The sequence below is a fragment of the Pseudoalteromonas sp. APC 3358 genome (assembly GCF_030408075.1).
Taxonomy (GTDB): domain Bacteria; phylum Pseudomonadota; class Gammaproteobacteria; order Enterobacterales; family Alteromonadaceae; genus Pseudoalteromonas; species Pseudoalteromonas arctica.
In genome coordinates this window covers 344,917-368,182 of the sequence record NZ_JASDCE010000005.1, presented here as the reverse complement: position 1 = coordinate 368,182, position 23,266 = coordinate 344,917, and the positions used below count along the sequence as shown (strand labels likewise).

The 23,266-nt window shown below is 39.0% G+C and carries 22 protein-coding genes; 10 read left to right on the top strand and 12 right to left on the bottom strand.

From position 1 onward, the window contains the following. The first annotated feature begins 7 nt into the window (after window positions 1-7). Both QL995_RS10840 and arcA read left to right on the top strand, forming a co-directional pair. Window positions 8-1,612, top strand: coding sequence for a HAMP domain-containing sensor histidine kinase (locus QL995_RS10840; protein ID WP_290294152.1), 1,605 nt, complete (start codon window positions 8-10; stop codon window positions 1,610-1,612). Window positions 1,613-2,102: 490 nt separating this feature from the next. Further along, window positions 2,103-2,819: a two-component system response regulator ArcA gene (gene arcA, locus QL995_RS10835; protein ID WP_002962549.1), complete on the top strand. Its 717-nt coding sequence runs from the start codon at window positions 2,103-2,105 to the stop codon at window positions 2,817-2,819. 16 nt (window positions 2,820-2,835) lie between these two features. Here arcA and arcB read toward each other — a convergent pair whose 3' ends face one another. Next, the gene (gene arcB / locus QL995_RS10830; protein ID WP_007582964.1) at window positions 2,836-5,154 is read right to left on the bottom strand and encodes an aerobic respiration two-component sensor histidine kinase ArcB; all 2,319 of its coding nucleotides are present in this window, start codon (window positions 5,152-5,154) and stop codon (window positions 2,836-2,838) included. Window positions 5,155-5,386: 232 nt separating this feature from the next. Here arcB and folE2 point away from each other — a divergent pair, with 232 nt between their 5' ends. The 4 genes from folE2 to ampE all read left to right on the top strand — a co-directional run bounded on the left by folE2 (window position 5,387) and on the right by ampE (window position 8,795). Continuing rightward, window positions 5,387-6,307 carry a GTP cyclohydrolase FolE2 gene (gene folE2 / locus QL995_RS10825; protein ID WP_290294151.1) on the top strand — a complete coding sequence of 307 codons (921 nt, stop codon included), beginning with the start codon at window positions 5,387-5,389 and terminating at the stop codon, window positions 6,305-6,307. Window positions 6,308-6,423: 116 nt separating this feature from the next. Then, window positions 6,424-7,020, top strand: a complete 597-nt coding sequence (locus QL995_RS10820; RefSeq protein WP_007582968.1) for a DUF2726 domain-containing protein — start codon at window positions 6,424-6,426, stop codon at window positions 7,018-7,020. A 122-nt stretch (window positions 7,021-7,142) separates the two neighbouring features. Next, on the top strand, window positions 7,143-7,850 hold the full coding sequence (gene mtnN / locus QL995_RS10815; protein WP_024589694.1) for a 5'-methylthioadenosine/S-adenosylhomocysteine nucleosidase: 708 nt from the start codon (window positions 7,143-7,145) through the stop codon (window positions 7,848-7,850). Further along, window positions 7,851-8,795 carry a regulatory signaling modulator protein AmpE gene (ampE, locus tag QL995_RS10810; protein WP_290294150.1) on the top strand — a complete coding sequence of 315 codons (945 nt, stop codon included), beginning with the start codon at window positions 7,851-7,853 and terminating at the stop codon, window positions 8,793-8,795. Between the two features lie 96 nt (window positions 8,796-8,891). Here ampE and tyrS read toward each other — a convergent pair whose 3' ends face one another. Then, complete coding sequence (gene tyrS / locus QL995_RS10805) at window positions 8,892-10,091, bottom strand: tyrosine--tRNA ligase (RefSeq protein ID WP_007585427.1); 1,200 nt, start codon at window positions 10,089-10,091, stop codon at window positions 8,892-8,894. A gap of 322 nt (window positions 10,092-10,413) precedes the next feature. On the opposite strand from tyrS, the gene QL995_RS10800 reads away from it, so the two are divergent. Next, entirely contained in the window at window positions 10,414-11,727 is a 1,314-nt protein-coding gene (locus QL995_RS10800) for a peptidoglycan DD-metalloendopeptidase family protein (RefSeq protein ID WP_007585425.1), read from the top strand. Window positions 11,728-11,801: 74 nt separating this feature from the next. Here the strand turns inward: QL995_RS10800 and QL995_RS10795 are convergent, their stop codons facing one another. The 5 genes from QL995_RS10795 to QL995_RS10775 form a co-directional block, all read right to left on the bottom strand. Further along, window positions 11,802-11,978, bottom strand: a complete 177-nt coding sequence (locus tag QL995_RS10795; protein ID WP_007583822.1) for a hypothetical protein — start codon at window positions 11,976-11,978, stop codon at window positions 11,802-11,804. A gap of 13 nt (window positions 11,979-11,991) precedes the next feature. Next, window positions 11,992-12,963: an aldo/keto reductase gene (locus QL995_RS10790; protein ID WP_007583820.1), complete on the bottom strand. Its 972-nt coding sequence runs from the start codon at window positions 12,961-12,963 to the stop codon at window positions 11,992-11,994. Window positions 12,964-13,105: 142 nt separating this feature from the next. Next, a complete protein-coding gene (locus QL995_RS10785; protein ID WP_076925246.1) occupies window positions 13,106-14,236 on the bottom strand; it encodes a sodium ion-translocating decarboxylase subunit beta in 1,131 nt (376 codons plus the stop codon). Between the two features lie 13 nt (window positions 14,237-14,249). Beyond that, window positions 14,250-16,031, bottom strand: a complete 1,782-nt coding sequence (oadA, locus tag QL995_RS10780) for a sodium-extruding oxaloacetate decarboxylase subunit alpha (RefSeq protein ID WP_165722092.1) — start codon at window positions 16,029-16,031, stop codon at window positions 14,250-14,252. Window positions 16,032-16,042: 11 nt separating this feature from the next. After that, a complete protein-coding gene (locus QL995_RS10775) occupies window positions 16,043-16,285 on the bottom strand; it encodes an OadG family transporter subunit (RefSeq protein ID WP_007583814.1) in 243 nt (80 codons plus the stop codon). Between the two features lie 519 nt (window positions 16,286-16,804). Between QL995_RS10775 and QL995_RS10770 the strand changes: the two genes are divergently transcribed. The 3 genes from QL995_RS10770 (at window position 16,805) to QL995_RS10760 (ending at window position 17,828) form a co-directional block, all read left to right on the top strand. After that, a complete protein-coding gene (locus QL995_RS10770; protein WP_002961939.1) occupies window positions 16,805-16,978 on the top strand; it encodes a DUF1328 family protein in 174 nt (57 codons plus the stop codon). Between the two features lie 58 nt (window positions 16,979-17,036). Then, complete coding sequence (locus QL995_RS10765; protein WP_166421873.1) at window positions 17,037-17,228, top strand: hypothetical protein; 192 nt, start codon at window positions 17,037-17,039, stop codon at window positions 17,226-17,228. A 132-nt stretch (window positions 17,229-17,360) separates the two neighbouring features. Then, on the top strand, window positions 17,361-17,828 hold the full coding sequence (locus QL995_RS10760; protein ID WP_007583811.1) for a YcxB family protein: 468 nt from the start codon (window positions 17,361-17,363) through the stop codon (window positions 17,826-17,828). Window positions 17,829-17,878: 50 nt separating this feature from the next. Here QL995_RS10760 and csrA read toward each other — a convergent pair whose 3' ends face one another. From csrA to QL995_RS10735, 5 genes are all read right to left on the bottom strand, one after another. Next, window positions 17,879-18,070 (bottom strand): carbon storage regulator CsrA, encoded by a 192-nt coding sequence (gene csrA, locus QL995_RS10755; RefSeq protein ID WP_004587515.1) that lies wholly within the window; start codon window positions 18,068-18,070, stop codon window positions 17,879-17,881. Between the two features lie 91 nt (window positions 18,071-18,161). Then, window positions 18,162-19,379, bottom strand: a complete 1,218-nt coding sequence (locus tag QL995_RS10750; RefSeq protein ID WP_290294147.1) for an aspartate kinase — start codon at window positions 19,377-19,379, stop codon at window positions 18,162-18,164. A 6-nt stretch (window positions 19,380-19,385) separates the two neighbouring features. Next, the gene (gene alaS / locus QL995_RS10745) at window positions 19,386-21,986 is read right to left on the bottom strand and encodes an alanine--tRNA ligase (protein ID WP_121954070.1); all 2,601 of its coding nucleotides are present in this window, start codon (window positions 21,984-21,986) and stop codon (window positions 19,386-19,388) included. Window positions 21,987-22,005: 19 nt separating this feature from the next. Further along, window positions 22,006-22,458, bottom strand: a complete 453-nt coding sequence (locus QL995_RS10740) for a regulatory protein RecX (RefSeq protein WP_024606256.1) — start codon at window positions 22,456-22,458, stop codon at window positions 22,006-22,008. Then, entirely contained in the window at window positions 22,458-23,246 is a 789-nt protein-coding gene (locus QL995_RS10735) for a BPSS1780 family membrane protein (RefSeq protein WP_007378958.1), read from the bottom strand. Before QL995_RS10735 ends, QL995_RS10740 begins: the two co-directional genes overlap by 1 nt. Between the last annotated feature and the right edge of the window lie 20 nt (window positions 23,247-23,266).

The window sequence follows — 23,266 nt, the reverse complement described above, 5'->3', positions numbered from 1 at the left end:
CGAAATAATGCCTAAAAAAGTTCATCAAAGTAGCATTCGCAAAGCACTCATAAATTTAATTATGCTTATTACAGCTATTTGCTTGTCGCTATCTATTTCGATATCTACTTATTTAAGCGTAAAAGAGCAAAAGCAATTAATCATTAATAAACTCGTCATACTTTCTGAAATTGTAGCTTTTGATGCTGGTAAATCAGTAGTTGAAGATGATAGAAAAACAGAAGAAAAACGCCTCAAGTCATTTGAAAATATCCCCCTTGTAAAAAACATACATATTTATTCAATAGAAAAAGCATCTCAAAAACCTGTTTTTTTTATTAGCTTTAATGCAAAAAAAACACCTCCAGTACCACTAAGAATAGACAGTGTTGATGAGCTAAAAGCGCCACGAATTACGAGCGATCATATTGAACTAACCCGCCCTATTTACGATAACGAAAAGTTGGTCGGTTATGTATACATGCGAGGGAGCCTCGAAAGTTTAGAGACCTATATTGAGAGAAAGATATTAATAGACGTGCTATTAACTCTATTAATTTTAATCGTTGTTTACTTTATTGCTATAAAAGTTCAACGACGTATAGCCAAGCCAATAGAGCAGTTAAGCATGCTATTGCAGAATGTATCTAAAAATCATAACTATGATGCACGCGCGCCAATAACCGATGTAAAAGAAATAACCGCTCTTTCAAATAGTTTAAATATCATGCTTACACGCACCAAAAAGCAACTTGAGCGCCACGAAAAAGATAAACAAGAAATAAAACAACTAAACCAAAGCCTTGAAGAAAAAGTAAACCAGCGAACAATCGCTCTCAGAGAAGCAAATCAAGAGCTTTTATCAACCCTTGAGCGAATGCATCAGTACCAAACGCAAATTGTTGAAAACGAAAAAATGGCATCGCTTGGGCAAATGGTTGCTGGGGTTGCCCATGAAGTGAATACACCAATAGGGCTAGGTATTACAGGCTCTACATTACTTCGAGATAAACTGGCAGATATACAGCAAAGCTTTGACGATAAAAAACTTACCTCAAGCCATCTAAAACGCTTTATAGATGAAGGTATTGAAAACTTAGACTTAATTTATCGTAATCTAAATCGTGCCGCAGACCTGATATCTAACTTTAAAAAAGTGGCCGTTATTCAAGATGACGGTGTTAATACCTATATTAATGTACATAAATTAATAAGTGATGTTTTAACATCGATTCAATCTGAACTACTGCCTAAAAAGCCTGTCGTTATTATTAACTGTCCGACCGACTTGGCTATTCATAGTAAGTCTGAACCTCTGCAACAAGTGTTTCAGCAGTTGCTTATGAACTCTGTGATCCATGGATTTATAGGTAAAGAAAATAATGAAATTCGCTTTGACGTAGAACTGGTAGGGAAAAAATTAACAATAGTTTATTCTGACAATGGTCAAGGCGTTGATAAAAACATTAAAAATAGAATTTTTGACCCGTTTGTAACTTCAAAGCGCGGACAAGGCGCAAGCGGCTTAGGCATGCACTTAGTCTACAACCTAGTAACACAAGCACTTGGCGGAAGAGTTATGTTTGATCTTGAAGAAAAACACGGTGCTCGCTTTATAATTACTATTCCTTAAATAAAGATCACTAAAAAGTGCATATATTTAAAATTTATCCTTGAATTAGCATTTAATGACCTCATTAATGAGGCATGTGATAAGCGCGTAACATTATTTAATTGCATTAAATAAATATTACCAAGCGATTTATGAACTTTTTTATCTTTGCTGTATCACATACATTGATGAAAGGTTAGAAAGTGATATAGTTTTGCTTTGAATTAGTCTGATTATTTTAAGTACCTTGTTTGATTGAATGATGTATCAATTATTAAAGGAAAATGGCTTCGACTTTATGATTCAAATAGCTACATCCACGTATATATCAATTAAACAGTAGTTTTTGCACTGCCCTTTTTAGTAGACTTTGGACACCCTACTGTTTTATTTTTATCCAATTTGTTTTTTCCTTGTTAACAAATGGGTATAATCCTATAATCTCTAGTAATCGGTTATAAATTCGTCACCGGTTTTTTATAAATAAAATATTCCAAAAGGTTAATTAATAATGCAAACGCCAGTCATTCTAATCGTAGAAGATGAAGACGTAACTCGACTGAACCTAGTTAGTTTATTTGAAGCTGAAGGGTACAAAGTTATTGAAGCCATTGATGGCGATGATATGCATGACAAGCTTACAAATAACGATGACGTTAATCTTGTAGTTATGGATATCAACCTTCCTGGTAAAAACGGTCTTATTTTAGCCCGTGAATTACGCCAAAAGCGTAAAGTAGGTCTTATATTCCTAACGGGTCGTGACAACGATGTTGACCGTATTTTAGGTCTTGAAATTGGCGCAGATGACTACGTTACTAAGCCATTCAACCCGCGTGAATTAACTATTAGAGCTCGCAACCTAATTACTCGTACTGCTTTAGGCGGTGAAGAGTCAGCACTAGAAACAAATGGTGTTATTACGTTTAACGGTTGGGAACTTGATGAAAATAGCCGCTGTCTTACTTCTCCAAATGGCGACGCTAAACGTTTACCAAAAGGTGAGTACAGAGCACTTCGTTTAATGCTTGATTCTCCAGGTCGTATTTTTAGTCGTGAGCAATTAATCAAGCACATGACAGGCCGTGAGCTTCGTGCAAATGACCGTACTGTTGATGTTACTATTCGTCGCATTCGTAAGCATTTTGAGAGTGATAACTCAACGTCAGAGTTAATCAGCACCATCCATGGTGAAGGTTACCGTTTCATTGGTAAAATTGACGCTTAATTAGAGCTAATTAGTTTTACTCTAATTGCTGTAAAAATAAATGAAGGGCTTTTTGTCCTTCATTTATTTTATCTGCTAAAACATCTAACCACTGCTTTAACACTTCATCAGATTCATCAATCGCACCATGCTCCATTATTTTGGCATGAAGCTGCACATCATTTAAACCTACCGAGCCAGCCGCACCTTTAAGTTTATGCGCTACTGATTCATACTCTTCTCTATCACCGGTATTTAATGAGGTAAGTAATTCTTGCTGATATTGTGGACTTAGCTTTTCAAATAACTGACTACTGCGTCTAAATACAACTAAGCCCATCGAATTTACAAAGTCTTCTATTGTTTCAATATCTAATAAGTGTGCATCAATGCCCTCTAGCGCTTCTTCACTTACTTTTAGCTGTGGCTCTGTGCATTCACTTTGCTTAATGCCAAATAAGTCAGCCAGCATTTTATCAAGCTTAACTGTGTTAATTGGTTTAGCCAACGCACCTTGTATTGATATACCTTCAAGCTCTTTTTCAGCACTGCGTACATTGGCAGTTAAAGCAACAATGGGTAATTTATCAAAGTGGCTATCTGAGCGTATTTGCTTAGCAACCACGTCACCGTTTATATCTGGCAATTGCATATCAAGTAGTACTAAATCTAAGTCATCTTCGGTTTCGACAAACGAGAGTGCATCTTCACCGGTTTCAGCCCATAACACTTCATGCCCGCGTTGCTCTAATAGGTTTGTAGCAATTTCGGCGTTAAGAGGCACATCTTCTACTAGTAGAATATACAAACCACGGCCAACATAACTTTGCTCTGTTGGTGCAACACATAAACTAAGCGGTATTTGCACTGTAAAACAACTTCCTTCGCCTTCAGTACTATTTACCGTAATTATCCCTTTCATTGCACTTACAAGTGCCTTGGTTACAGCTAAACCAATACCTGAACCTATTGCGTTAGTGCCTTTTAAATCCGGCGCTTTGTAATACATATCAAATATATGGGCAAGCTGCTCTGGTGGAATACCTTGACCTGTATCTAGTACCTTAATAACTAACCATGGGCCTTCTACGCGATTTTCTCTGCTGCATTCGAGTGTTACTTTGCCTTGCTGAGTAAACTTAACGGCGTTGTTAATTAAGTTCCAAACAACTTGGCGTAATCGAGTCGGATCGAGCTGCGCGTAAACATCAAGTATGCCATTGCGCTTAATATCAAACTCAAGCTCTTTTTGCTCTGCTATTAAGCCTGCAAAGTTAACTACATCGTTTATAAAGTCTGACACATTAATAGAATTGGTTGCTATATCGAGCTGATCTCTATCTATTTTATCTAAATCTATAATATCGTTAAAAATATTACCGAGTGTTTCAGCACTCGAAAAAATAGTATTGCCCCAACTACGCTGCTGCTTATTAAGCTCTGTGTCTAATAACATACGCGTTAAACCAACAATGCCATTTAAAGGAGTACGTAGTTCATGGCTCAGCGTAGCAATAAACTTACCTTTGTCTTTATAGGCAGTTTCGAGTGCCTGTGCAGCTTCTTTACGGCTAGTGATATCACGTCCAAAACCCAGTAAACCAATGTAGTCACCGTCATCATTTATAAAAGGTAATTTACGCAGCTCAAACCAACGTGTTTCACCATTTACTTCATAGCCTACATCTATAGTTAGTGCTTTATGGCTTTGCTCTACTTCTTTATCGGTTGCCAAAACTTCAGCTAAAAAATGACTCGGGAATATCTGCTCAACCGTTTTTCCTATTAACTCACTACTTGATTTTCCCATTACCTCTTCAAACATTTTATTACAGCCGGCAAATACACCGTTGTTATCGCGGTAATAAAATAAATCGGGAGATGAATCAACGATTGAGCGTTGCAACATACTTTGTTGGGCAAGTTCTTGTTGTGTTTTTTTACGCTCAGCAATTTCTCGGCGCAGCTCTTCAATAGCGCGATGCTTGGCATGAAATGCCATTTTACGCTCATCAATTTCAATATTTAAACGACTAATGTTGTCTTTTAAGGTTTGGTTTAAGAGCTTCTCCTGCTTGGTTGCGCTATCTAAATAAGCATACGAGGCATCTAATTGACGTATTGAATTAAGTAATACACTTATAATTAAAGGAGAAACCACAGCCGTAAAAAATACCACAGCCAAAATATCAACAAGGTGTAATTCGCCTATCGCAACATAATAAAACATGCTCGATAAAATAAGAGATACAGTTAAAAATAAAGTGTAACAAATAGCTGCGGTTTTAAATTCACCAAATCGCGTTATTGAGCTGGAAAGTACCCGAGCCCAAGGGCTCAAAGAATAATCGGTCATACGTAATTTTATCTCTTAGCTGTGTGCTTAAATATAAAGAAGGCAATGCGCATGTATAAACATACCATTTTCCCAGATTTTAGCATTTTTCTCCTACCACTACCCATGTTGTGCGATAAAAACAGAATTTTTCATGTTTGATTTTGCTCATCTCTTAAACTCATCATTTCAGCAATAAATTATTTAGTGTAAAATGCCCCGCTTTATTATCTCCAAAATACGAGTAGCGCACATGCAAACCAAGATGCCAGATATAGCAGACACTGCACCCGCTTTACGAACAGGTAAATTAGACTGGGTTGGCATGGGCGAAATCGAACTGCCATTTATTTTTGAGTCACGAGACTTATCTCCAGTTACAGTAAATGCCAAAGCTCGTGCATTTGTAAATTTGCATAAAGAAGATGCCAAAGGCATTCATATGTCACGTCTATTTTTAGCACTTGACCTGCTTTCGACTGAGCAGCAAGTCAATCCGCAAACAATAGCGCAAGCACTCGATACCTTTATAACTAGCCACGAAGGGCTGAGCGATAAAGCACAAATTGAATTTAAATTTGAACTACCGCTACGCCGTAAGTCACTATTAAGTGGTAAAGCAGGCTGGAAAAGCTACCCAGTTGTACTTACCAGTACAATTGAAAATAACATTATTAGCTACGAGCTAACCGTAGATGTTACCTATTCTTCAACATGCCCTTGCTCTGCAGCACTTGCACGCCAGCTTATACAAAACGCGTTTAACGAAAAGTTTAACCAAGAAACCTTAAGCCAAAAAGATGTGCACGAATGGCTAGGCACTACACAAGGCATAGTCGCTACACCTCACTCGCAGCGCTCTATTGCCAACGTAAAAGTAAAGCTTGATAGCAATATTCAAGAATTTGACGTAGTGACTCTAATAAATACCCTCGAAGCTGAACTTAAAACGCCTGTACAAGCGGCAGTAAAACGCGAAGACGAGCAAGAATTTGCCCGTTTAAATGGTCAAAATCTTATGTTTTGTGAAGATGCAGCGCGTAAAATTAAAGCTTTATTAGAAACAGATAATTACAGCGATTACTGGCTGCAAATAAACCATTATGAATCACTCCATGCACACGATGCTGTAGCTATTGCGGTTAAAGGTATTGAAGGTGGATACAAAGCTTAATAGCTACATAGTTTTAGCTTTTATAAACAGTTGGTAATTATTTTATAACTCATACTTTTTAGGCACGTAAATTGCTTTATTTGAGCAGTGTCAATTTGTTGTTATGGAGTTACCGTATGGAATTCGCTTTATTATTAATTCTAGTATTAGTTGTCGGGGCTTCTGTTGTTGCGTCAAAATTTAATGACGATGGCGGAAACCCGTATCCTTTTACCCGCAAGCAAACTGTTTTTACGCAGGTTGAAGGCGCTTTTTTAAATCTTCTCGAGCGTGCTGTTGGCGATCAATATAAAATTGTTAGTCGCGTTAAGCTAATTGACGTTATTGACTGTAAGCAAGGTCTTTCTATTAAATCTAAACGTGCTGCTTTAGCTAAAGCTAAAAATAAGCAACTCGACTTTGTATTAATCGATAAAGAAAAACTAACTATTGTTGCGGCCGTTGACCTAGTTAACAATGCCAATAAAGATGGCCACAAAGCTCAACGCGACTGGTTTGTAAACGGTGCACTAGAGTCTGCGGGCATTCCACATATTCGTATGAAAGTTAAATCGGGCTACCGTCCTTCTGAAGTACGCGATGCAATTATGTTTAAACTTGGTAAGCCTGCAGCAACACAAACGCAGCGCCCTGTTCGTAATCGCTCACATAAGCCAGCGGTACTTTCACCTTCTCAAGCCAAAGCACAAACAACTGCTTTAGCTGAAATTTAAAAACCAAATTAAATACTCTCCTAAAAAGTATTTAAAGCGAGCTCATAAACAAGCTCGCTTTTTTGTTTTTTATTGCTAACTTCACGTATAATCAAGTGATTCAAACTCAGGAATTAAACATTATGAATGTTGGTATTATTGGCGCAATGGAGCCAGAAGTTAAAATTTTACGTGAAGCGATGCAAAACCCACAAATTTTAACTAAAGCAGGTTTCACTTTTTATACTGGTGAATTGGCTGGTAACACAGTAACACTTGTACAATCTGGTATTGGTAAAGTAGCATCAACAATTGCAACTACCTTACTAATTGACAACTTCAAACCTGATTGCGTAATTAACACAGGCTCTGCCGGTGGATTCGATCCTTCTCTAAGTGTTGGCGACGTAGTAATTTCGTCAGAAGTACGTCATCACGATGTAGATGTTACTGCTTTTGGCTACGAAATTGGCCAAGTACCACAAATGCCAGCAGGCTTTACAGCTCACCCTAAATTAGTTGAAGCAGCACAACAAACAATCGAACAAATCAGTGATGTTAAAACACTTGTTGGCTTAATTTGTACTGGTGACACATTTATGTGTGACCCTGTGCGTATCGATAAAGCACGCAGTGATTTTCCTACAATGCTTGCCGTTGAAATGGAAGGCGCTTCAATTGCACAAACGTGTTTTACGCTTAACACACCATTTGTTGTAATTCGCTCAATGTCTGATATTGCAGGTAAAGAGTCACCACAATCATTTGAAGAATACCTAGAAACAGCATCAATCAACTCATCTAAAATGGTTGTCGCACTTTTAGAAAAGCTAACTGCAGTGTCTCTGTAAATGCTTAGCAATATTGTTCAAAATCACTTGGACTTTATTGCCTTCATACTAGCGCTCCTTGCTGAGCGCTTTATTCCCCTTATTAGCTGGTATCATCCTAATACAGCGTTAAATGCTGTTTTTAGTGCTATTGGCAAGCGCATATACAAAAGCAAAGAACCTAAAAGATATCAATATTTGGCAGCTATACTCGCAAGCACGCTCATTTTAAGTGTCATTCTCATTATTGTAGTGCTACTACTCGAGTTTGCTTTTTATCCTGAATTACTCGCTGGCCTTATTTTATACTTATGCTTAGAAAGTAAGAGTATTGATAAAAAAGCACTTCGCATTGCAAAGCTAACTAAACAAAATCAAAAATCGACAGCACGCGAATTACTAAAACCACTGCTTGCCCGTGAAGTTAATAGGCTTTCATCTCCTGGTATTATCAAAGCATTAATTGAAAGCTTAATACTGCGCACTGCTCGATACTATTTCGTAGTTATATTTATATTTTTAGCCTTTGGCCCTATTGCTGCCCTCGCCTATCGATTACTTACTTTAATACAACAAGCCTGGCGTAGTGACATATCCCCAAATAGCTACTTTTTAAAACCGCTTAAAACTCTCTTGTTTATTATTGAGTATATTCCAATGCGCTTACTCGCTTTAACTATTGCAGCAAGTAGAGCGAGCAAACAAAGCATGCACTACATAAAGCATTATGGCAGACATTTTTATCAAACAAATACAGGTTGGCTACTAAGCACATGCTCTGCATCACTTGGCGTGCAGCTGGGCGGGCCTGCAGTTTATTTAGGTACTCGCTTTAATAAAATGCGTATAGGTACTGATAGACTACCTACACCCGAGGATGTACCTGTAATAATTAATAGATTAAATCAGGCGCGTGTATTTTGGTTGTTAGTAATTGTAAGTATTGAAATATTAAAAGTGATTTAGTGACTATTTAGTGACTACCTCGTAACTATTTACAGACCCCAAAATACGAGCACAAAAAAACCAGCCTAGGCTGGTTTTTTAGTTTTCAAATGGTATTTAAGCTACAGTGATGTTTGCAAACTTACGTTTACCTACTTGGTAAATAGCCGTTGTGCCTTTTGCTATTTCAAGTTTGGTGTCAGTGATTTTATCTTCACCGTTAAGTTTAACTGCACCTTGCTTAATCATACGCATTGCTTCTGATGTACTTACTACTAAATTTGCTTCTTTAAGCAAGTTAGCAATTAAAATAGTATCTTCTGCAATAGTGATTGTCAGCTCTGGGATTTCATCTGGTAACGCTTTTTTCTGAAAACGCTGAATAAAATCATCATGTGCACCTTGTGCATCAGCTTCACTATGAAAACGAGCAATTAGCTCTTTAGCTAGTTCAATTTTAATATCGCGCGGATTCGTACCTTGCTCAACACGTTCTTTTTGAGCTGCAATTTCTTCAATAGAAAGCGCACTTAATAAGTCGTAATAACGCCACATTAGCACATCACTAATTGACATTATTTTACCAAACATATCGTTAGGCGCATCAGTAATACCAATGTAGTTACCAAGCGACTTAGACATTTTTTGAACGCCGTCAGTACCTTCAAGTAATGGCATCATTAATACTGTTTGCGGCTTTTGCCCTTCAACTTTTTGTAGCTCACGACCCATTAGCAAGTTAAAGCGCTGATCAGTACCGCCCAGTTCAACATCTGACTCTAGTGCAACCGAATCCCAACCTTGTACCAGTGGATATAAAAACTCATGAATTGCAATTGGTTGACCGCTGCCGTAACGCTTTTTAAAGTCATCACGTTCAAGCATGCGCGCTACTGTTTGGTTAGCAGCAAGTTTTATCATACCTGCAGCGCCTAACTTTTCCATCCAAGTAGAGTTAAATGCAACAGTGGTTTTAGCAGGATCTAGAATTTTGAATACTTGTTCTTTATATGTTTCGGCATTGGCTAGTACGTCTTCGCGAGTAAGTGGTTTACGCGTTACGTTTTTACCTGTTGGGTCACCAATCATGCCAGTAAAGTCACCAATTAAGAAAATAACCTCATGACCTAAATCCTGAAAGGTTTTCATTTTATTAATTAGTACAGTGTGCCCTAAATGTAAATCAGGGGCTGTAGGATCAAAGCCAGCTTTTATTTTTAGCTTTTTGCCCGACTTTAGTTTTTCAACTAGTTCGTCTTCAATTAATATTTCTTCTGCACCGCGTTTTATCTCTGCTAGAGCGGTTTGTAAATCCACTTTGTATTACTCCAAAATTCTGCCTACGAAGGGGCGGACTAGTTACTTGTAATCACGGTTTAATATAGGTTTAAACCGAATATATATATGTAGCTAACATAACAAATTTCTACCTAATTAAAATAACTTTTTAAGTTATTAATGCAACTAAACAAAATGAATTGAGTCTTAGTTAGATAGGACGTTAAAAAAGGCTTCCTAACCCTGATTTTAGCGTAGTTTAAGGTTAGTTTAAATCTACAAAGCACTAGTATTCGTACATTATTAAGTATATCCTGCAATATTATGTATTTATTATCTTGACAGCAGAAAAAGGCACGTTATGGTTCACGTGGTTAACACTCTCCCAAAAAAACACAAATTGCTTATTTTAGGTTTAGTTTCTGCTATTGCCGGCTTGGCATTTCTTCCTTCTGAAAAAGCGACTGCTTCTAAAGACAATAATGCAGATGCATTAGAGATAGGCAAGCGCTATGAGTTACAAGTTAAAGTTGATGACAACGAAAAATTAACTGAGTTAAATTCAGAGCAAGCAGCAGAAAAGTTACCAGAATACGACTTTGTCGATCATAAAGTTAAAAATGGCGACAATTTAGCAATTATCTTCAAACGTGCTGGTTTTTCAGCTCAAACGCTCCATAAACTAATTAACACTAACGCAGAAACGCGCAAGCTAACTAAAATTCACCCCGGTGAAATACTTAGCTTTGCGACAGCTGAAGATGGCTCTTTGGCTCAACTGCGCTATGTGATTTCAAAAACCGATACTTTATTTGTTACCTTAAATGAAGAAGGTAACTACGATACAGCTATTGATAGTAAAGAAATTGAAACGCTAACCAAAACCGCTGGCGGCGAAATATCTAACAACTTTTGGACTTCAGCAATAGCGGCAGGTTTAAGCGAACGCCAAATAATGAACTTTGCTGACATATTTGGTTGGGATGTTGATTTTGCAAACGACATTCGTAAAGGCGATGTGTTTGGCTTAATTTACGAGTCTCATTATGTTGATGGCGAGTTTATTGGTACCGGTAAAATTATTGCCGCTGAATTTGTAAACCAAGGTCAGCGCTTTGCAGCGATTCGCCATACCGACGGCAATTTTTATACGCCTGAAGGGCGTAGCATGAAAAAAGCATTTTTACGTGCACCTGTAAGCTTTAAATATATTAGTTCGAGCTTTAATCCTCGTCGCTTACACCCAGTTACTGGGCAAGTTAGAGCGCACCGTGGTATCGACTTTGCGGCACGCACTGGCACACCGGTGGTTGCATCAGGTAACGGTAAGGTAGTTAAAGCGGGTTACAGCAAGTACAACGGTAACTACGTATTTATTAGCCATGGCACACAATATGTAACTAAGTACTTACACCTAAATAAGAAACTAGTTAAAACGGGCCAAAAAGTTAAACAGGGCCAACAAATTGGTACTGTAGGTTCTACGGGTCGTGTTACTGGCGCGCATTTACACTATGAATTTTTAGTAAATGGCGTTCACCGTAATCCTAAAACAGTAAAACTTCCTAAGTCAGAGCCACTACCTCGCTCAGAACTTGCTAAGTTTAAACCGATTGCAGATAACTTTATTGCCCAACTTGAGCGCAATCGCGAGCTACAGTTAGCACTTAAATAAAGTTTATTAATAAACATTAAAAAAGCCTTTGCAGGTTAAACCTGCAAAGGCTTTTTTGTATACGCTAAAAACCATTAATACATTAATACATAAATGAGCTGAATCACTAAGGACACCATCACTAATGGCCAAATATATTTGCTGTATTTGGTTGCACCGTTGAGCCCTATTTTACTTTGATATTTTTCAAGCAGTGGAATAAGTATCGCTAGCGCGACAAACAAACCAATTAAAATAACGAATATATTCATATCAATGCCCTACTTATGGTAGCTCATGGCCTTTAGCGCTTACATAAAGTGCATACCAATGCTCACGAGTTAGTTGTACGTTTACAGCATCACAAGAGGCTTTAATACGCTTGGCATTAGTTGTTCCGATAATAGGCTGAATAGATGCGGGATGGCGCAGTAACCATGCAATAACAATAGCCTCAGCAGAAGTATCATAAAGTGCAGCCAGCTTATTAACTAAAAGACTGGTGTTTATATCAGCCTGCGATGCGTTTGATAAATCACTGCCGCTGTATAATCCTTGGCATAAACTGCCCCAGCTTTGAATTTGAATTTCAAAATGGCGACAGTACTCAATACTACCTGGCGTAAAATTAAGATCCTTACCGTCACTGTTACCGGCATATACACCTTCATCAACAAACTGATGTTTTTGTAAACTAGCCTCAATTTGATTAGCCACAATCGGCATATCAAGTGCATGCTGTAAAAAATTCATTTGATGTTGCTGCATATTCGATACTGCAAAATTGCGCACTTTACCGCTTTCTTTTAAGCAACTAAATATACGAGCAATTTCGTTAACTTCCATGAGTGGATCAGGACGATGCAGCATAAGTACGTCTAAATAGTCTGTATTTAATCGCTTCAAGGATGCTTCAACTGATTGCTCAATCCACTTTGATGAAAAATCATAGCGCTTGGGCCCTAAGTCATCTTCAAAACGAATCCCACACTTAGATTGAATATACATGTGCTCTCTAAGCTCTGGTCGCTCGCTTAATGCTTTACCAAAAACCTGCTCCGCTTTACCAAAAGTATAAATATCAGCATGGTCAAAAAAGTTAATGCCACCTTCAATAGCGTTATCTATGCATTCATGAGTTTGCTTAACATGTGCATCAGTGATTGCGTCTTTATTCCAACCGCCGCCCAGACCCATGCATCCGAATACAAGTTTACTAACATGAGGTAAGTGCTTTGCTAAAGGTGTGTGAAGCATGATAACTATCCTTAAAATTTTGAAGAGCTGTTACTGTAAACAAAAAGCGCTGAACAAGAAACCATTTAGCGGTGAACAAATTAAGAACAAAAAAAAGCGCAGTAAACTGCGCTAAATCATTTATTAACTACCACGTTAATTATTAGCCAACAAGTGCTAATAAAATACCCGCAGCAACTGCACTACCAAGTACACCCGCTACGTTGGGTCCCATAGCATGCATAAGTAAAAAGTTATGTGGGTTGCTTTCAAGGCCAACTTTATTAACTACTCGTGCCGCCATTGGCACAGCCGATACACCTGCTGCCCCAATTAATGGGTTTATAGGTGTTTTAGATATGCGGTTAAGTCCTTTTGCCATAAATACGCCAGATGCCGTACCAATTGCAAAAGCCAGTGCGCCAAGCACTAAAATACCAATCGTCTCAACAGTTAAAAACTTATCTGCAGCAAGCTTTGAACCTACAGCTAAACCTAAAAATATAGTTGTAACATTGATGATTTCGTTTTGAGCACTGTTACTTAATCTATCAACAACACCCGACTCTCGCATTAAGTTACCTAAACAAAACATACCTACAAGCGGTATAGCAGCCGGTAAAAACATAGCCGTTAAACTAAGCACCATAAGAGGGAAAATAATCTTTTCCTTTTTAGATACTTTGCGAAGCTCTGGCATCTTAATTTTACGTTCTTCTGGGGTTGTTAACGCACGCATAATTGGCGGCTGAATAATTGGCACAAGTGCCATGTATGAGTATGCGGCTACCGCTATTGCACCAAGTAAATCAGGTGCCAGTTTTGACGCTAAAAATATTGCAGTCGGTCCATCTGCACCACCAATAATTGCAATAGCCGATGCGTCCTGTAGAGTAAACTCAAAACCTGGCACATAGTTAAGTAATATAGCGCCAAACAATGTAGCAAAAATACCAAACTGTGCAGCCGCACCTAATAACAACATACGTGGGTTTGCAATAAGCGCGCTAAAGTCGGTCAGCGCCCCTACTCCCATAAATATTAATAACGGAAAAATCCCCGTATCAATACCCACGTAATAAACGTAATACAAAAGCCCACCTGGGTCTGACAAACCTGCCACTGGTACATTTGTTAAAATTGCACCAAAACCAATTGGTAATAATAATAGTGGTTCAAAGCCTTTAGCTATCGCTAAAAACAGTAATAAACACCCTACCGCAATCATAATTAACGATGGGATTGTAAAGTTAGCAATGCCAGTAGCATTCCAGAGGTTTAAAATACCGTCCATCCTCTATTTGCTCCTAAGCTAATGCAATCATAGCGTCGCCGGTAGTTACGGCATCGCCTTCACCAACCAACACTTCGGCAATAGTTCCGGTATGCATTGCGCGTATTTCGGTTTCCATTTTCATGGCTTCCATAATAATCACTACATCACCTTCGTTAACAACTTGCCCAGCTTTTACCTTAATCTTAAAAATATTACCGGCTAAAGGTGCGTTAAGGGTTTCACCTGATGCAACTGAAGCAGATTGAGGAATGTGCTCAGAGTCTTTTAATGTTACTTCTTTTAGCTCACCACCTTGCGCCACTACTACGTCGTAAACTTTACCATCTACTTTTACGCTGTATTGCTCAGCTTTAACGCTGTTATTATTTGATCCCGATTTTGGTGCTGCCTTATTGCTCTTATCTTCAACGGTAGGAATAGGCTCAAATGCATCAGGGTTATTACGATTTTTAATAAATTTCAAACCAACTTGTGGAAATAATGCATAAGTTAGTACGTCATCAATTTGCTCATCAGCAAGTGTTAAACCTTGCTCTTGCGCTTCTTTTAATAATTCAGCTTCAAGCGTTGCAAGCTCTGGTGCAATGTTATCTGCAGGGCGACAAGTAATAACCTCTGCTCCATCAAGCACACGCTCTTGTAGCTCTTTATTCATTGGTGCTGGTGTTAAACCATATTCACCTTTTAATACGCCAGCAGTTTCTTTAGTAATTGTTTTGTAGCGCTCGCCCGTAAGTACATTAAGTACAGCTTGAGTGCCTACAATTTGCGACGTGGGTGTTACTAAAGGTAAAAAACCAAGATCTTCACGTACGCGTGGGATCTCAAGCAAAACTTCATTAAGCTTATCTGCCGCGCCTTGCTCTTTAAGTTGGTTTTCCATGTTTGTAAGCATGCCACCAGGTACTTGAGCGAGTAAAATACGACCATCAACCCCTTTTAAGCTACCTTCAAATGCCGCATATTTTTTACGTACATCTCTAAAGTAAGCAGCAATTTCTTCTAGGTGGTTTAAATCAAGGTCGGTATCGCGCTCAGTTCCTTCAACTATCGATACAATAGTTTCAGTTGCGGTGTGTCCGTAAGTCATACTCATTGATGAAATAGCGGTATCAAGCATATCAATGCCTGCATCAATCGCTTTTTGATAAGTCGCAGTACTTAAACCTGTTGTAGCGTGGCACTGCATAGCAATAGGAACCGATACGGTTTCTTTAAGTGCTTTAATTAATTTTTCAGCATCGTACGGCTTTAATAAACCCGCCATGTCTTTAATACAAATTGAGTGACAGCCTAAATCTTCTAATTGCTTAGCCAGAGTCAGCCACATATCAAGCGTATGAACAGGACTTACCGTGTACGAAATAGTACCTTGAGCATGCGCGCCTACTTTTATAGCCGCTTTAATCGCTGTTTCTAGGTTACGTACATCGTTCATTGCATCGAAAATACGAAATACGTCAACGCCATTTTTATGTGCGCGTTCTACAAATTTTTCAACTACATCATCAGCGTAATGGCGGTAGCCTAATAGGTTTTGACCGCGTAATAGCATTTGCTGTTTAGTATTAGGCATCGCTTTTTTAAGCGCACGAATACGCTCCCAAGGATCTTCGCCTAAATAACGAATACACGAATCAAATGTAGCACCGCCCCACGATTCAATAGACCAATAACCTGCATCATCTAGCTTGCTAGCAATAGGTAGCATATCGTCTAGGCGCATACGTGTTGCGAGCAATGATTGGTGCGCATCGCGTAATACCAATTCTGTTAATTTTAATTTAGCCATGTGTGTGCCCCTTATTTATTATTTGATTTGTACTGAGCAATGGCAGCACTAATAGCAGCGATGTGCTCATTAGGCACACCTTGAGATTTAAAAGACGGTGATTTAGCTGGTGATGCCTCTGGTTCGCTATAGCGCGTCACCAAATTAGACATAAGCGTTACTGCACCAATTAATATCGACAGAAATACAAACACCCCAACCATACCAGTTAGCATTAAGCTACCAGCCGTTGTGAGTAGAGCACCTATATCCATTTTTCTCCCCCTTGAAACCCATATCGAAAATAAAAAATCGATTTAATTAAATATTTATTCACTGGATAATAACAAAACTAGTCGCTTTGTCTACATCTTGTAAATTGGTAAAACCAATTAAACTATAAACAACATAACACTCAACAAATTTACATGCCATAACCCAGCAATCATGCGCCCTACAATACATACAGAAAATAACGACTATAGCTAATAGTTATATGGAAGTTGTTAATTAACTATTCAACTTAATAAAAATAACCGCCAAATTTTATAATAAGTACAAAAACACACATCAATTGTTAATTGGTCTTACCAAAAACATTGTTTTTAGTGAATATTTACCGGTAACTTGTAACAGTGTGAATAACTTACATAACAAAGCGTAAAAATTACTAACTAACTAATAACTAAAAACACAGTTAAAAACCATAACCATCTGATATAAAACAAAAATAAACTTTGGCATATAACTGGCATTAGTTATTGTGAGCAAATTTGATAACCAAGGAGAAAACAATGTTACGCTGGACAATTACATTTTTAGTTATTGCTTTAATCGCTGCAGTGTTAGGTTTTGGTGGCATCGCAGGTGCCGCAGCTGGTATAGCAAAAATTATATTTTTTATATTTTTAGTACTTTTAGTGATCTCATTAGTTTCAGGTGCACTACGTGGTAAATCACCCAGGTAGATAAAGCATTCAACTAACAAACACTAAAATTTAATTAATACTTACAAGGAATTACACTATGAAATCAACAACTGTTAAAGCAGCATTAATCGGTCTATTCGCAAGTTTTTTCATCATGGGTTGTGAAGATAACCATGCAGAAGATGCAGGCGAGCGTATTGACGAAGCAGTAACTGACGTGCAAAACAAAGTAGAAGATGCATGTGAAAATGTTAAAGAAGGCGTAAACGCTGAAGAAACTAACTGTTAATTCTTCTTGTATCGCTAAAAAACGGCCTTAGGGCCGTTTTTTTGTGCCTGTAATAAAATCACTGACTATAAAGCTGCTCATTTAGCGGTTAGCTTGCTAAAATAAAAAAAACGATATTTAAAGCAAGGCAATATGGCATTTACAACAACCTACACACTAGATAAACCTTACTTTTACGAGTGCTTTGATGAGTCACTCCCCTACAGTAAGCGCGCCAAACCTAAGTACTTTTTACTTGTACTCCTCGTTGCGCTTGGTTTATTTGGCATTTATGTTTTAAACGATCATTACTTAGGATCGTTTATGATCATGCTAGGTGTACTAGAGTGCGTCGCTTTTTACTATCGCAGACCTTGGTGGGTAACCAGACAAATGCTCAGCAGAGCGTCAGGCTCAGAGGTAACACTTACCTTTGATGAAGAAGGCATTAAATCGGCTAATCATTACAAAAGCTTTCAGCTAACTTGGCAAGACATAAGCGAAGTAATAGATACTCAGCAAGGTATTATTATTAAAAATAAAAGCGGCATGCAATACATTTCAAAACAAATACTAACCCCAGAAACACTCGCTTTTATAAACAAAAAAGCCACTCAGTGAGTGGCTTTTTGACTAGTTGAGTTAATTACTCAACTACGTATACGTGTTGATTAAGCATTGCCCGGATTAGGGTTCGACTTTTCAGCTTGTATGCGCATGTAAATCTCTTCACGATGCACTGATACGTCTTTTGGTGCATTAACACCGATTCGAACTTGATTTCCTTTAACACCTAGAACAGTAACTGTTACTTCGTCACCAATCATTAGGGTTTCACCTACTCTACGAGTTAGTATTAGCATTCTCTTGCTCCCATGTTCCAATAAAAATTATAAGATTCCGCTTAAACATACTAATGAAAATTAGACTGAAAAGTAAGTAAAAACTCTCAATCTATCCATTTTCTGTTAAAAATGCTTTGTGTAATGCACGAACTGCCAACTCTAGGTACTTTTCATCTATTAAAACTGAAATTTTGATCTCAGAAGTCGAGACTAAAACCACATTAATATTTTCCTGCGCTAATGCATCAAAAAATAAACTTGCTACACCAGAATGCGATTTCATACCCATTCCAACAGCAGAAACTTTAGCTACCGTTGGTAATCCGCTTATATTTTGAGCACTGAGTTGAGCTTGATCTTCGCTCAATAATTCAAGTGCTTGCAGATAATCATTCGAGTGCACAGTAAAAGCATAGTCTATTTTTTCAAAGATATGATTAACTTGATTAATCATATCTATTTCGATGCCATTATCAGCAAAAAGTTTCAATATTTTTGAAAGATATTGCGTACCGCTTGGCACACCATCTACTTTAATTAAACATTCGTCACGATTAAACGCAATCCCCGATACCACCTTGCTTGGCATATCGTTCTCCTCAAAACTTATTAATGTGCCTTCATCAGGATTAAAACTAGAAAGCACCCTAAGTGGCACATTGTGTCTACCTGCAGCTTCTACCGAGCGAATATGCAAAACTTTCGCGCCTAAACTTGCCAGCTCTAGCATTTCGGCAAAAGTAACTTGGCTCATTCTGCGCGCGTTAGGTTCAACACGAGGATCTGTAGTATATACGCCGTCAACGTCTGTATAGATCTGGCATTCGTCGGCTTTTATAGCCGTTGCTATTTCTACAGCCGATGTATCGGTGCCGCCGCGTCCAAGCGTTGTAATATTGCCCTCAACGTCACGCCCCTGAAACCCAGCAATAATAGCAATGCGGTTATGCTCAAGCTCATGCTTTAAACGTGTAGCAGCAACGTCTTCAATACGGGCTTTACCAAACATGTTGTCGGTTAGAATATTGACTTGATCCGCTAATAAGCTTACAGCTGAATGACCACGTTTGATAATAGCCATAGCAAGCAGTGATACAGAAACCTGCTCTCCGGTGCTAATAAGTACATCTAGTTCACGGCTACTCGGGCGAGTATCAATTTGTTTGGCGAGGTTAATTAAGCGGTTGGTTTCTCCCGACATAGCCGAGAGCACCACAACCACTTGATGTCCTTGTTGCCTGGTTTTAACAACAAGGTCGGCGACCGCTTCAATTCGCTCTATTGAGCCGACCGAAGTGCCACCGAATTTTTGAACAATAAGCGCCACTTAGGCTTAAGTACGCTCAGTTAACCAAGCTGTAACGCTATCTAGTGCAGCAGCAAGGTTTTGTGGTTCACTACCACCGGCTTGTGCCATATCTGGACGACCGCCACCTTTACCACCTACTTGACCTGCCATATGGTTAACTAACTCACCAGCTTTTACTTTGCCTGTTAAGTCTTTCGTTACACCGGCAATTAGGCTTACTTTGTCGCCACTGGCAACACCCAGAGCAATAACACCTGAGCCAATCTTGTTTTTAAGGTCATCAACCATACCGCGAAGCGCTTTAGATTCAGTACCTTCAACGTTTGCTACAAGTAGCTTAACGCCATTAATTTCAACAATCGAATCAAGTAAAGACGCGCCCGCTGCACTTGCTAGCTTATCGCTAAGCTGTGCAATTTGCTTTTCAAGGCCTTTAGATTTTTCAAGCAACGCAGTTACTTTTTCAAGTACCGATGCGCTATCGCCTTTAACTAAAGCTGCAACATCGCTAAGTTGTTGCTCTTGCTCGCTAACGTACGCTACAGCATCTGCACCGGTTACGGCTTCAATACGGCGAACACCTGCGGCAATACCACTTTCAGATACAATTTTGAATAAACCAATATCGCCAGCGCGCTCAACGTGAGTACCACCACAAAGCTCAATAGAGTAGTCGCCAATAGTAACTACACGTACTTCGTCATCGTACTTTTCGCCAAACAATGCCATAGCACCTTTCGCTTTAGCATCATCAATAGCCATAAGCTCAGTGTTAAGTGCAAAGTTACGACGAATTTCGTCATTAACTACACGCTCAATTTCACGTAGCTCATCTTTAGTAACTGCTTCAAAATGCGAAAAGTCAAAACGTAAACGATCTGGCTGAACAAGTGAGCCTTTTTGGCCTACATGGTCACCTAATAGTTGGCGTAGTGCTTCGTGTAAAATATGCGTAGCTGTGTGGTTTTTCTTAATGCTGTCGCGGCGCGTATCATCAATAGTTGCGTCAACTTTGTCATTAACACCAATACGGCCTTGTACAGTACCGTGGTGAGCAAAAGCATTACCAAGCTTAGTGGTATTAGTAACATTAAATTCGCCACCAGCAACTGTAATAGTACCCGTGTCACCCGTTTGACCGCCTGATTCAGCGTAAAACGGTGTGCGGTCTAGTACTACAATACCTTGTTGACCATCTTCTAATAACTGAACAGCTTCGCCACCGGCAAAAATTTCAATAACGGTCGCGCTGTAATGTGTACTGTCGTAACCTTTAAAGTCAGTGTGTTTATCTGATTTTAATTGGTCATTGTAATCTGCACCAAATTTACCTGCTTGCTGCGCTGTTTTACGTTGTACAGCCATACACTCTTCAAAGCCTTGATGATCAATTGTCATCTGGCGCTCACGCGCAACATCGGCCGTTAAATCAGCTGGGAAACCATACGTATCATAAAGTTTAAATACTAAGTCGCCCGGTATAATATCGCCTTTAAGGTCGCTTAAGCTTTCTTCTAAAATAGCTAAGCCACGCTCAAGTGTTTTACCAAACTGTTCTTCTTCAATGCGTAATACTTTTTCGATAATTTCTTGTTGCTTAGCAAGCTCAGGGTACGCTTGACCCATTTGCTCAATTAGCGCAGCAACTAATTTATAGAAAAACGAACCTTGTGCACCTAACTTGTTACCGTGGCGCACAGCACGACGAATAATACGGCGCAGTACATAACCACGGCCTTCGTTAGATGGCATAACACCGTCTGAGATTAAAAACGCACACGAACGAATATGATCCGCCACTACGCGTAGTGACTTGTCGTCCATGTCTTGTGCATTAGTAACACTTGCAGCAGCAGCAATTAAGCCTTGAAATAAATCGATTTCGTAGTTTGAATGCACGCCCTGCAAAATAGCAGAAATACGCTCAAGGCCCATTCCCGTATCAACAGATTGCTTAGGTAGAGGCAACATTGTACCGTCGCTTTGACGGTTGTATTGCATAAATACAAGGTTCCAAATTTCGATGAAACGGTCGCCGTCTTCCTCAGGAGAGCCCGGAGGCCCGCCCCAAATATGCTCGCCGTGATCATAAAATATTTCAGAACACGGACCACACGGGCCAGTATCGCCCATAGACCAAAAGTTGTCTGAGGTCGCAATACGAATAATACGATCCTCTGGCAAGCCAATTTCGTTAGCCCAGTAACCAAAGGCTTCTTCATCATCGTGATAAATAGTTACTAAAAGTTTTTCTTTAGGTAGGCTTACTACCTCAGTTAAAAACTCCCATGCAAACTTAATCGCGTCTTGCTTAAAGTAATCACCAAAGCTGAAGTTACCTAACATTTCAAAAAATGTATGGTGGCGAGCAGTGTAGCCTACGTTTTCTAAATCGTTATGCTTACCGCCAGCACGTACACAGCGCTGCGAGCTTGTCGCACGTGTATAAGGGCGGCTTTCTGCGCCTAAAAATACATCTTTAAATTGCACCATGCCGGCATTGTTAAATAACAACGTGGCATCGTTACCCGGTATAAGCGAGCTAGAAGGTACTATTTGATGTTGCTTGCTGGCAAAAAAGTCTAAAAACTGTTGCCTAATTTGTGCGGTAGTCATGTGCTGCATTTGAAAGTCTCACCTGTATTTACTGTGCTTGCATTGCAAAATTAATTTCATCGTAGCTAAAACCCCGATACATTAAGTAGCGCACGCGCTTAGCTTTATCTTTGTAATCGAGGTTTGGCGGTGTATTTGAATATTTTTTATTGTACGCATCCTGCGCAAGCTCAAACCAATCTACTTCAAGCTCTTCAACTACCAATTCAAGTAGCGAACGATCAATCCCTTTGCCCATAGCTTCGCTTTGTATTCGCTTAAGCCCGTGGCATTTAAATATGTGTTTTCTTACAAAGCCTTCACAGTATCGCTGCTCGTTAATAAAATTATGCTTTTCGCACCAATCAAGCAGCGTTTCAATAAACTCTTCTGTGGCTTCTTTTTGCTGTAATTTGAGCGTTAACTCTCGACGCGAATATTCTTGGCGCCCTAGTAACCAAAGTACATAGTTTTTTAGTTTTTGCTTTAATTTATCATCCATTAAGCGTCAAAACGCCCGCTTGTTTCACTGCTAAGTGGCTTAACATTAATGTCGTCACTTGGTGGTACAACAGGCATAAAAATGGCTTGATAAGATACAAAAAAGCTAATGTAGCAAATCGGCATTAAAATCAACAGTGGTAAGAACGATAAGAACATCGAAAGCGCCATAAATAATGCGCAAATAAGGCCAAAAACGCCAAGTGGCAAAATGTTATGATAAAACACCATTAACGATTTTTTAAGCGCCGTTAAAATACGTGTTTCTTTACTAAAATAAACAAGCGGTACAGCGTAAGCAAACGCCGTTAAATAAATTAGCATTGCCATAAAAAACAAAATGACATTCGCGCCCGAAATACTCTCAAGCATTTGTTCAAGTGCTACGTTTGGATCAAGTCCCGGTTGGCTCATAACAGCCACTGCATCGGCAAATAAGCCATTAGCAAGTAACGCCATTAAAATGCCCGCACCCATTTGATAAAGTGCTAAACGCAATAACCCTAAACGATTTCCCTTAGCCGTAAATGGCTTGAGAATATCGGCTAGCATAATTTTTCCGCCCTGCTGCTTACTAAGCACCGCTTGGTAAAACCCTGCGGTTAAAAATGGCGTAGCTAGTGCTGCTACTACTTGCAGCAGCGGTAAAAATAAAGACAGCAGCCCTACAATACCAATAAATAAATGCATAAAAATAAAGGTTGCTGGCTGGGTTTTAAAAATAAGCCATCCGGCTTTTAACCACTTTAGCCCTGCATCGGCTTTAAAAATTCGTAATTGTGTAGACATACTTGCTCTTAATTTAAAAC

Coding starts and splice junctions, on each gene's coding strand:
- QL995_RS10840 (WP_290294152.1), top strand. CDS start 8: ATGCCTAAAAAAGTTCATCAAAGTAGCATTCGCAAAGCACTCATAAAT.
- arcA (WP_002962549.1), top strand. CDS start 2,103: ATGCAAACGCCAGTCATTCTAATCGTAGAAGATGAAGACGTAACTCGA.
- arcB (WP_007582964.1), bottom strand. CDS start 5,154: ATGACCGATTATTCTTTGAGCCCTTGGGCTCGGGTACTTTCCAGCTCA.
- folE2 (WP_290294151.1), top strand. CDS start 5,387: ATGCAAACCAAGATGCCAGATATAGCAGACACTGCACCCGCTTTACGA.
- QL995_RS10820 (WP_007582968.1), top strand. CDS start 6,424: ATGGAATTCGCTTTATTATTAATTCTAGTATTAGTTGTCGGGGCTTCT.
- mtnN (WP_024589694.1), top strand. CDS start 7,143: ATGAATGTTGGTATTATTGGCGCAATGGAGCCAGAAGTTAAAATTTTA.
- ampE (WP_290294150.1), top strand. CDS start 7,851: ATGCTTAGCAATATTGTTCAAAATCACTTGGACTTTATTGCCTTCATA.
- QL995_RS10800 (WP_007585425.1), top strand. CDS start 10,414: ATGGTTCACGTGGTTAACACTCTCCCAAAAAAACACAAATTGCTTATT.
- QL995_RS10795 (WP_007583822.1), bottom strand. CDS start 11,978: ATGAATATATTCGTTATTTTAATTGGTTTGTTTGTCGCGCTAGCGATA.
- QL995_RS10790 (WP_007583820.1), bottom strand. CDS start 12,963: ATGCTTCACACACCTTTAGCAAAGCACTTACCTCATGTTAGTAAACTT.
- QL995_RS10785 (WP_076925246.1), bottom strand. CDS start 14,236: ATGGACGGTATTTTAAACCTCTGGAATGCTACTGGCATTGCTAACTTT.
- oadA (WP_165722092.1), bottom strand. CDS start 16,031: ATGGCTAAATTAAAATTAACAGAATTGGTATTACGCGATGCGCACCAA.
- QL995_RS10775 (WP_007583814.1), bottom strand. CDS start 16,285: ATGGATATAGGTGCTCTACTCACAACGGCTGGTAGCTTAATGCTAACT.
- QL995_RS10770 (WP_002961939.1), top strand. CDS start 16,805: ATGTTACGCTGGACAATTACATTTTTAGTTATTGCTTTAATCGCTGCA.
- QL995_RS10765 (WP_166421873.1), top strand. CDS start 17,037: ATGAAATCAACAACTGTTAAAGCAGCATTAATCGGTCTATTCGCAAGT.
- QL995_RS10760 (WP_007583811.1), top strand. CDS start 17,361: ATGGCATTTACAACAACCTACACACTAGATAAACCTTACTTTTACGAG.
- csrA (WP_004587515.1), bottom strand. CDS start 18,070: ATGCTAATACTAACTCGTAGAGTAGGTGAAACCCTAATGATTGGTGAC.
- alaS (WP_121954070.1), bottom strand. CDS start 21,986: ATGCAGCACATGACTACCGCACAAATTAGGCAACAGTTTTTAGACTTT.
- QL995_RS10740 (WP_024606256.1), bottom strand. CDS start 22,458: ATGGATGATAAATTAAAGCAAAAACTAAAAAACTATGTACTTTGGTTA.
- QL995_RS10735 (WP_007378958.1), bottom strand. CDS start 23,246: ATGTCTACACAATTACGAATTTTTAAAGCCGATGCAGGGCTAAAGTGG.